This is a genomic window from Methanolobus psychrotolerans (genome assembly GCF_002243045.1).
Lineage (GTDB): Archaea > Halobacteriota > Methanosarcinia > Methanosarcinales > Methanosarcinaceae > Methanolobus > Methanolobus psychrotolerans.
The window spans coordinates 1-10,102 of record NZ_MBKP01000060.1 but is presented as its reverse complement, the minus strand read 5'-3'; the positions used below and the strand labels follow the sequence as shown (position 1 = coordinate 10,102).

The 10,102-nt window shown below is 38.5% G+C and carries 7 protein-coding genes and 3 pseudogenes; all 10 read left to right on the top strand.

The window, feature by feature from the left end; translation table 11 throughout:
• The first annotated feature begins 38 nt into the window (after positions 1 to 38).
• A pseudogene (tnpC, locus tag BB781_RS16245) lies at positions 39 to 938 on the top strand (IS66 family transposase).
• Between the two features lie 147 nt (positions 939 to 1,085).
• A complete protein-coding gene (locus BB781_RS14205) occupies positions 1,086 to 1,550 on the top strand; it encodes a COG1470 family protein (protein WP_094229133.1) in 465 nt (154 codons plus the stop codon).
• Positions 1,551 to 1,780: 230 nt separating this feature from the next.
• The gene (locus BB781_RS14200) at positions 1,781 to 3,427 is read left to right on the top strand and encodes a type II/IV secretion system ATPase subunit (protein WP_094229132.1); all 1,647 of its coding nucleotides are present in this window, start codon (positions 1,781 to 1,783) and stop codon (positions 3,425 to 3,427) included.
• A 1-nt stretch (position 3,428) separates the two neighbouring features.
• Positions 3,429 to 5,276 (top strand): type II secretion system F family protein, encoded by a 1,848-nt coding sequence (locus BB781_RS14195; protein WP_094229131.1) that lies wholly within the window; start codon positions 3,429 to 3,431, stop codon positions 5,274 to 5,276.
• Positions 5,277 to 5,284: 8 nt separating this feature from the next.
• Complete coding sequence (locus BB781_RS14190; protein WP_094229130.1) at positions 5,285 to 5,689, top strand: type IV pilin N-terminal domain-containing protein; 405 nt, start codon at positions 5,285 to 5,287, stop codon at positions 5,687 to 5,689.
• On the top strand, positions 5,686 to 6,855 hold the full coding sequence (locus BB781_RS14185; RefSeq protein ID WP_094229129.1) for a DUF7289 family protein: 1,170 nt from the start codon (positions 5,686 to 5,688) through the stop codon (positions 6,853 to 6,855). The genes BB781_RS14190 and BB781_RS14185 overlap by 4 nt, the downstream gene beginning before the upstream one ends.
• Positions 6,856 to 7,129: 274 nt before the next feature.
• A pseudogene (locus BB781_RS16240) lies at positions 7,130 to 7,321 on the top strand (IS4 family transposase); the annotation flags it as partial.
• 789 nt (positions 7,322 to 8,110) lie between these two features.
• Positions 8,111 to 8,512 (top strand): annotated as a pseudogene (locus BB781_RS14180) (transposase); the annotation flags it as partial.
• Positions 8,513 to 8,683: 171 nt separating this feature from the next.
• Complete coding sequence (locus BB781_RS15865) at positions 8,684 to 8,821, top strand: hypothetical protein (RefSeq protein WP_164997914.1); 138 nt, start codon at positions 8,684 to 8,686, stop codon at positions 8,819 to 8,821.
• Between the two features lie 268 nt (positions 8,822 to 9,089).
• The coding region (locus tag BB781_RS14175; protein WP_094229136.1) for an AAA family ATPase at positions 9,090 to 10,102 on the top strand (1,013 nt) is incomplete at its 3' end.

Sequence of the window (10,102 nt, the reverse complement as noted above, 5' to 3'; positions counted from 1 at the left end):
CTCAATACGGTCATCGAGTTAAGTCATTTGCAGTTTATTTGCACACTTACCAATTACTTCCTTATCAGCGTGTTACCAAGTTGTTCTCTGATATTTTGGGATGCAGGATAAGTCCTGCTACAATAGTGAACACCGAACGCAGTTGCTTTGCGAAACTGGAAGGATTTGAAAAAGAAGTGAGACATCTCCTGAAAAGATCTCCTGTTATCAATCTGGATGAAACAGGAATGAGAATAAATGCAGTTCGTAATTGGCTTCATGTGGCAGGTACAGGCAAACTGACCTATTATTTTGCACATCGCAAAAGGGGCTCAGAAGCAATGGATGCCATGGGAATTCTTCCTGATTATACAGGTGTTGCAACACATGATTTTTGGAAACCGTACAACAAATATGAATGTCAGCATTCATTATGTAACGCACATCTATTACGAGAGTTAACTGGAGCTTCCGAAAACAGTGATCAACAATGGCCACAGATAATGAGTGATCTCTTGATGTAACATCATGTTGATAATGGTCTTTTAAATCATGAATTGATTCAAAGGTTCAGTGAGGATTATGATCACATAACTCGTTTTGGAATGAACGAAAACCCTCCTGATCCGGAATCCATAGGGCCGTCTAAAAAACGAGGACGTAGGAAGCAAACCACGGTAAAGAATTTGCTGGATCGGTTTATCGGGTACAAGGAAGAGATCTTGCGGTTTATGTACGACCCAAACGTTCCGTTTGATAACAATCAGGCTGAAAGAGATATCAGAATGACAAAAGTACAGCAGAAGATATCCGGTACCTTCCGTAGTGAACAAGGTGCTAGAAATTTCTGCCGGATAAGGGGATACGTTTCTACTGTTAGTAAGAAATCCCTATCTGTTATCGATTCGATTAGTGAAATATTCTATGGGGATTCACTTATTCTAATATTGCAGAATTGATCGTAGAGAGAGAAATCAGCTTGGTGGAAGGGAGCTAGGCTGAATAGTTACCAAGACTTTTTGAAATTACATTACTGAAATTACTTGTTGCCTCGTAACTTATATAATATTAAATTCTATATTATATTTGTGTATTATAAAGTCAGTTTGAATAAATTAATTATAATATTCGCATTAACAGTTGTTTCTGTCACTCTTTTAACACAGGCCGCATTAGCTGTTTCACTGGGAGTTTCTCCACATAGTCTTCAGTTTGATCTGAAAGATGGTGTTTTCCAGAAGAATATCACTATAATCAACAATGGGAATGATCCTTCAGGTTATACATTATATACGGACAATGAATATGCCGGCTGGATCTGCATTTCCCCTTCAGCATTTGAACTTTCGTCAGGTATGACAAAAGAAGTTAGTGTGAGTTGCATTCCGCCAGAGAGTGCATCCGGAAATATTTCCCTTCGGATTTATGCTATTGCAGAGCCAGCAGGCAGCGATCTTGGTATTGGTGCAGGGATAAGGATTCCTGTAACAATTGTCACTGGAAAAAATATGGATCAGTCCAGAATAAGCATTTATACATCTTTTTCTCAACATATCATGAATTACTTCTGATGCTGCACTTTCTGTTTTCAAAGGAACAGTTCTTCAATACGGTTAATGTTTTTGTTATCTAAAAAGATACTAGTTCTAACCTAATTTCCCTGTTTTTTATAGAACCTGCCATACATATTTCCTGCTATATTGAAGTTTCAGTCCTGATTATGTAGCAGTTGCAATTGATTCTGGATAACGGATTAGAAAAAGCTAACTGAACAAAAAAACGAAAAAAACGGGGTCTGGGTATGAAGTCAATAATCAATAAATTTAACAGTTCAGTAATGCAGATCATCGCATCAGCGAGCATACCGACACCTGACATGTTGAAAGGTATTTCCAGTCATTTCTCCGGAAGTAATGATGATTTGCTTCTTGATACCTCTGAAACTGTAGATGAACTTATATCTTTTATACCCCCGTCTCACATGGAAGAACTGGAACGTTACTGGGTGGATGAACCATATTGTCTTATCTGTATATTGAGAGACAAACAAAAGAAAACCATTAATTATCATCTGATTGAACCAAAACTGAACAAGTTTGAAAAATCTTTGCTGGAAGAGTTCAATACCGTAATGGGAGACAGGATGACCATTTCAAATATTGATGGTGAAGCAGAACTAAATTCAATTGACCGATATAAACTCCTGAGAGAAAATACAAAGCGCACACTAACAGAATACTTTGACCTCCAGACAAAAACCTTTGAGAAAATATACTACTATCTGAAACGCGACTTTATTGATTTTGGTTCCATAAGCGGAATTATGAAAGACACCAACATTGAGGATGTATGGTGCAACGGAGTCAATATTCCAATATTTGTTTACCATAAAGCTTATGGAAACATCAGAACCAATGTTGTCTTTTCAAACGACGAGGATCTTGATCATTTTGTCACGCTTATAGCACAGCAAAGTTCCCGCCATCTTTCACGATCTACTCCTATACTGGATACCATAATGCGTGATGGGTCCCGTATTAATATTACATATGGACATGATATCAGTCCCAAGGGAAGTTCATTCAGTATCCGCCGGCAAAAGAAAGTACCGTTAACACCTCTTGACCTTATTGCATGGAGTACATTCTCGTCACAAATGATGGCTTATTTCTGGTTCTCCATGGAACATGGAAAAAGCATCCTTTTCTGTGGTGGAACAGCTACTGGAAAAACTTCAGCTTTAAATGCTATTTGTCTTTTCATTCCTATGAATATAAGGATTGTAACTCTTGAAGACACCCCGGAAATTAATCTTCCTCACAAGAACTGGATATCAACAATAACAAGAGAAGGATTGGCCGTAAACAAAATGGGTACTATAGATCTTGAAGATCTTTTGCGTGCATCACTAAGACAAAGGCCTGAATATTTGCTGGTAGGAGAAGTAAGAGGCCGTGAATCGCAAACCCTCTTCCAGGCAATGAATGCAGGACATTCAACATGCTCAACTTTCCATGCAGGAACACCACAGGAAGTAATTAACAGGTTTACCAATCCTCCTATAAACGTACCTCCTGCAATGTTCAGTGCACTGGATATTATTTCAATGCAATCCAACATATATGAAAATAGTATTGAAAAAAGAAAAGCTTCACATGTATCTGAAGTCATTGGTGTAACAAACAGCATCAAACTAAAAGATACTTTTTTGTGGGATCCGCTTACAGATTTTTTTGAGTTTAAAGGTTCAAAGGTTCTTCAGGATATAGGCCATAAAATGGGTTGGTCAGAATCAAAAATAAATAAAGAGCTTGGACGAAGAACTATGTTTCTTGACCTTATGCTTGAAAAGGGTATCAGGGATTATTACCAGTTCATTCGATTGATAAATTCTTACAACAAAGATCCCGAAAAAGTAATCAAACTATTAAACTCAGGTGAATTATGATATGAAGCCATGTAACATGTATAATTCACTGATCAACTTTAGTTTTGTCAGGAGGTATGCAAAAAAACGCTCTGACAAGTATTATTATCTGGTAAATAGCCTCAGATCCGCAAGAATGGACATTCACTATTCCACGTATGTTGAGCAGGGGATATTATATGCAGTTCAGACCTATGCAATCGTACTTGTATCTTTATTTTTAATGAAGTTTCTTGTAGACATCCCAATATTCAGTTTTCTCGAAACATATCAGAATATTATTTTTTCAGGTATTACCTATCTTGTTTTACCAATTGTGTCAGCTTATTTGGTGTACTGGACTTATCTGCAATATCCACGTTTCATTGCATATTCACGTGCAACTAAAATAGATGTATTGCTACCCCATGCTTCCTCTTTTTGTTACGGTATGACAAAAGGAGGAACTCCCATATATGAAACTATTAAGGAACTTGCAGAGAATCCACACATATACGGTGAGATTGCAACCGAGGCATTGTATATAGTAAGGGATGTGGAACTGCTGGGTAATGATCTAGTAAAAGCTGTGAAAAACATTGCACAAACCACACCTTCTAAAACATTTCATGATTTTCTTGAGAATCTGGTCCCAATGATACAGGGTGGAAGCGATATTCATCAGTATTTTGCTATCAAAACAGAACAATATTTCCTGCATGCCAAAAAAACCCAGGAAATGTTCATAAAAACGCTGGAGATCATTTCCGAAGTATACGTAGTTGCATTTGTTGCTGTACCAATCTTTTTGCTCATAACACTTGTGACGATTGGTCTTCTCAATCAAAGTCAGACATCTTATTTGTTTCAGGCTCTTTATCTGGGTCTGCCATTAGGTTCGATTGCACTTATAGTGTTGATAGATTCAATTTCTCCCAAAGAAGAGCTTGGTATTCATTATGTGAACAGGGAAACGCAGAGAAAATCACAACTTGCGGACGAGGAAGAAATTGATGAGGAAAATTATGAATCAAATCTTAAAAATTATAATAACAAAAAATTAAAAAGAAAAATAATTGGTAAATTAAAGCATCCTTTGGCACCTGTACTTGAAAAGCCGCTCTATGCATTTTTTGTGAGTATTCCGTTCATGTCCCTTCCATTTTTGTTTATGTCAGATGATCTGAACAAACAGATAGTTTTGTCTATAATCATTGCTTTGCTTCCCGTGTCGCTTGCCCACGAGTATAAGATGAGAAAACTGGCAAAGCTTGATAAAGCAGTGCCTGATTTCCTCAGGCGTCTTGCAGAGGTCAACGAAATGGGAATCCCGGTAAATCATGCGATCAGTCTTCTTTTGAAATCAGATGTAGGACTACTATCTGGTGAAGTAAAAAGGGTCTGGCTGGATATGAAATGGGGCGGTGAGATGAAAGATGCTCTTTCACGTTTTGAAAACAGGATAGGTACTCCTGCTCTGAGAAGGGCGATAACTCTTCTTGTAAAAGCTACTGAGGTAAGCGACGATACAAGGGATGTACTTCTGATAGCTGCAGAAGATACAGAGAACATGTTGAAACTCAGGGATGACAGGTTCCAGACTGGGTTTATTTACCTTGCAACTGTTTACATTGCTTTTGGGACATTCATGTATGTGTGTTATTCCTTTTCAACACAGTTCATACCTTCGATGTCAGGTCTTGGTGGGGATAATATGCTTAATGTTGACCAGATTACCTCGACAATGTTCAATACCTGTGGAATATTAGGTTTATTTTCAGGAGTGATTCTTGGTGAAATGGCTCATGGGAATCTTCTTTCAGGTCTCAAACATTCTGTAATACTTCTTGTACTGACCTTTGCCTGTTTTACAATGCTCATGAATTACTAGGTGGAAAAATGGCTTCGGAAATGATTGGTGAAGTACTCAAACTTGCACTTGTAGTTACTCTGGCAGCGGTCCTGTCAATTAGTATTTATGCGCTTCTGCCGGATGAACGCCCCCCTTATCTTGAAATAGAAATGAGCTTCAATCAGAGTGAGGTTGGGATTATAGATATTACCCATGTTGGCGGGGACCCCATCAGAACCAATGATGTGCATATCGAGATCAGTAATGCTTCCAATATGTTCGACAAAAAAGATTACAAATTAACCGAGCTTACCAATCAAAGTTTCTGGAAATTCCCTGAGACATTATTTCTCAATGCAAGTACCGATTCAAGTTCCGATATGAATGATGTAAAGGTCACGGTAGTTCACCAGAGAGCAATAATATCTATAGGTGAGGTTAAAAAGGTATGATCAGAAAACTGAACTCATCGTGTGATGCAGTTTCAACGGTGATAGCTGCACTTCTGATTCTTGCAGTCCTGACAACATTCATTTCTGCTATTAATGCATATTATATACCATCACTTGGTTCTGAGAATGACATCCAGCATATGCAGGAAGTAAGAGATAGCTTTGTAGGAATAGCTTCACTGGCTGCTTCAGGAAGTTCTAATGAAAAAGTCCTGATACCTTTAGGAAGCAAGGAAATGCCTTTTGGTCCGTCTGTTTCTTCAAGTGGGACACTGATAGTTAATCCAAACAGCAGCTGGATCAATATCTCAATGATTAATGTAGCAGAACCGGAGAACAGATTTGATTCGGTGTTTTTTTTAAACAACCTGACGTCTGTGTCTTCATTTCTTCTTGTAAAAGAAGGAGGTCTTCCTGTTACGTATGAAGTTATTATTGATAATGACAATACTCTTTATGCTGAGTGGGTTGGTGATAGTACATTGCTAATAGAGACTTATCGTGATGGCAATCTGTTTTTCTATGGTAAAGTTCCAACTCCTTTAGTAGACACTGATGAGTATTTTACATTTGATGCTTTAAACCCGGTTTATGGTTTTTCAGACATACTGAAGGATGCTGAAAAGCCGTTTACTCTCATGCTTGACGGGTCATTCCAGATAGAATACGAAAAAGTACCTCCTTACGATAATTCCGAGACAAGATACACTTATGACAGGAGCATGAATTTTACCACCGGGTCTTTCAAATCTGTTTCATCAAATAACTTCTGGATCGATCAGGATTTCATTTTTGAGAATGGTGCTGTAATATTGCAGCAATCTACAAGCACTGAGTCACTGGTACGATCCAGACCTTTCATTACGGTGGATAAAGAAGCTAAACTTCTGAATATTCGGATATTCAATGTGGTTGGAGTAGCCGATAGCATGGGTGGAAATGGTGTATCCACTGTGAACCTCCAGGTTGAAGACCATGAAGAGAAGACATATCCATTTGTAGAAGTAACAAATCTCACTATAAGTTCAGAGTATCCCAGTGCCTGGTACAGTTACCTTTCAACTCAGGGAGATGTGGAAATACTGGACGATGGTCTTGTCAGAGCATCATTTTACAATATGAGTGTTAGGATGAGTAGTTCTGATGTTATGATTACTATTCCTTGATTGGAGTTTGGTTTATGCGTAGTAATTTGATTCAGTTCATTTTAAGAGTTGTCACTTTTCCTTTAATATTTTATTTCATGTGTCATCGGTTATGAAATAAAACGAGTCCTATGACACTGTTTTTCTAATATCACCGATTCTGACAGGATTTCTATCCCACACTTTGGTATTTATATACTCTATTACATTTATTTTATTGTCTGAGGGGACAATAATGGCAAACGATCCACAAATAATTGAGAAAAACCTTTGTGGTATTTTCTCTCCTGATTGACTACGCCAAACTGCTCACGAAACGGGTCTTGTAAAACAGGAACGAAAAATCGATCCTGTGGTAATGTTCTGGGTTCTAACCCTTGGTTTTGGTGTTCAGCTTCAGCGCACTTTAACTAGTCTGAAACGCAGTTATGAAAAAGCAGCTACTACGAAAATAAGCGACGGTAGCTGGTATGAACGTTTCACTCCTGTCGAATAAGAAAGAGCGATTACTCGCCCTCCCTCTTCTAAGAACCGTACGTGAAAGTTTCCCTTCATACGGCTCAAGCATCCTATAACCCTTTCAGTATCGGGCAGCAGTTACAACTATTTCTTGTTGAAACCACTTTTGCAATTCGGGGTTGCAGCTTATTAACATTTTGTTGTCTGTAAGCCTCTCACCAGATGGTGTCTTTGAGTATCTTACATTCATAAGTTTGCCTCCTTTCATGTAATAGAACACCTACGGTAAGTCTGCATCCTTTCGAACTAAGGCAAATTTAGAACCTCTATGCATTCCATTACAGATTGCCATTCGCTTTTTACCGTTTCCTTTATCCTCTATGCCATTGTTCTTTCTCACGAAGTCCCTACCTCTTTTTGAGGAGCACATTGGACTTACCAAGTTCTAAAATATGAATAATTGTGAATACCTTAGAAGCCATCTATAAACCGAGAATCATATGTCCATTTCCTATAATGTCAGTTCAACCATTATAGTCTGATTCCATACCTTTTGGTTCAAGCGTATCAATCCAATTTCGCTTGTCATACTTAACGATTCTTACAATGGTTCGCTTTACGCTCATCATAGTATTCTTATCCTAGCAGATGATTCGGTTTGGATTTCCAAAATTCTCCACATTGTCCTATGAGCTTCATACCCCGATATTACTATCAGCGCATGTCATAGTAGGATTATCCCAAATGGAGTGGATAGCATTTCTGCAATTCATAATTTAGCTTCTTGTCGCACGAACTGGTAGCATTCCTCCGAGTTTGTGTTATGCATGGGATAGAACAACTTGCCCAAGAGCAAAAAAAACACCTGTCTGAGAAGCTTTCCAAATTCGAAGATGTACTGATCCAGGATAGCAGCATTGTTCGACTGCATAGCTCATTATCTGAAAAATGGCCTGCAGCACGGACAAGAACAATAGCTGCAGGTGTAAAAGTAGGATTACTGGTAAGTGCAGTAGCCAATGGACCGAAAAATGTAGCTCTCTATGCTGAAAGCACTAATGAATTGAAGACATTGCATATGGGACCATGGATCAAGAATAGAATCCTCCTCATTGATCTTGGATTCTATAAGCATCAACTATTTGCAAGGATACAGGATAATGGTGGTTATTTTGTGTCCAGATTGAAGAAAAACGCTGATCCACTGCTTGTTAACGTTAACAGTATCCATTGAGGCCGAAGTATCGATGTCAAGGGAAAATGTATAAGTGAAGTTTTACCACATCTGAAAAGACAGGTTCTTGATTTAGATGTGGAAATTTCTTTTAAACGTCGAAGCCATAACGGCAAGCAGAAAAACGATACTGAAAAGTTCCGATTGATTGCGATAATGAATAAAGAGACAGAGGAATATCACATATACATCACAAACATTTCATCGGATGTACTGGATTCAGAATACATTGCAAAACTCTATGGAGCCAGATATTCTCAGAGAATGCTAATGATCAACTTCGATCAATATTAAAATATTGTGGAATAGAAATGTCACTTGAGATGTTTATGGAAGTATATTCTAGGCAAGCACTAGATCTACATGTCAATAGACAACGATTTAGAGATGAATGATGGGCTTAACTGATGACACATGAAATTTCCTCCCCAAGTATGTAAGACAAAGTCTTACGTAAGATGTTGTCTTACTTTAGTTGGATTTCCGGGGATATATTGGTTTTGACTAGAAAACAATCACATCCCATAACCTATAAATAATACTAAACTAAATCATAATTATTATGTTCCGTAATTTCATTAACCGTGCTCAAGAAATGGAATCTCTTAACAGAGAGTATAAGTCTGGAGACTTTTCATTTACCGTCATCTATGGACGCAGGCGGGTTGGGAAAACAGAGCTTATCCAGCAGTTCGTGAAGGATAAGCCTCATATTTTCTTTCTGGCGGATATGAGGGGAACGCTATCCAATGCGCTTAGATTCAGGAAAAGAGCTTCAAGCCTGTTCAATGAAATGGAACCTGCTGCTGAGACATTTGACGGTGTGTTCGAATACATAAGAAGACAATGGAAAGAAGACCAGAAACTTGTTGTTGTTATCGATGAGTTCTCTTATCTGGCACAGGCTGATCAGTCCATACCATCTGTACTCCAGCTCATTGTTGATGAGATACTCAAAGGAGGATCTTTCCATCTGATTCTCTGCGGTTCTTCCATTTCCATGATGGAAAAAACAACCCTTTCCTATTCAAGCCCTCTTTACGGCAGGCGAACAGGACAGATACAGGTCATGCCTTTAAGCTTCCGCCACATATCTGGTTTTTTCCCGGGATATAAGCCGGACGAATTGATGCAAATATATGGAGCAACAGGAGGCATACCTTTCTATCTCAGGTTCTTTGATCCTGACAAGGACTTTTATGAGAACCTGAAGCACTCAATATTCTCCAAAGAAGCTGTACTCTATGCAGAAGGTGAATTCCTGCTGCGTGAAGAGTTGAGAGAACCTGCCACCTACATGAACATACTTTATTCCATCTCCAAAGGTGCATCAAGAGCAGGAGAAATTGCTGCCGGTGCATTCATGGAAACAAAGGATCTGTCCTATTATGTAGATACGCTGATGAAACTCGGATTCTTAAGAAAAGAGCATCCTGCTGCAGAAAAAACATCTACCCGTAAGACGAGCTATGTTATAGATGACCCTTTCCTGCGTTTCTGGTTCAGGTATGTGCTGGTACACAAGGATTCCATAGAAGCAGGCGACAGTTCACATGCTATTGAAGACCTGGAAAA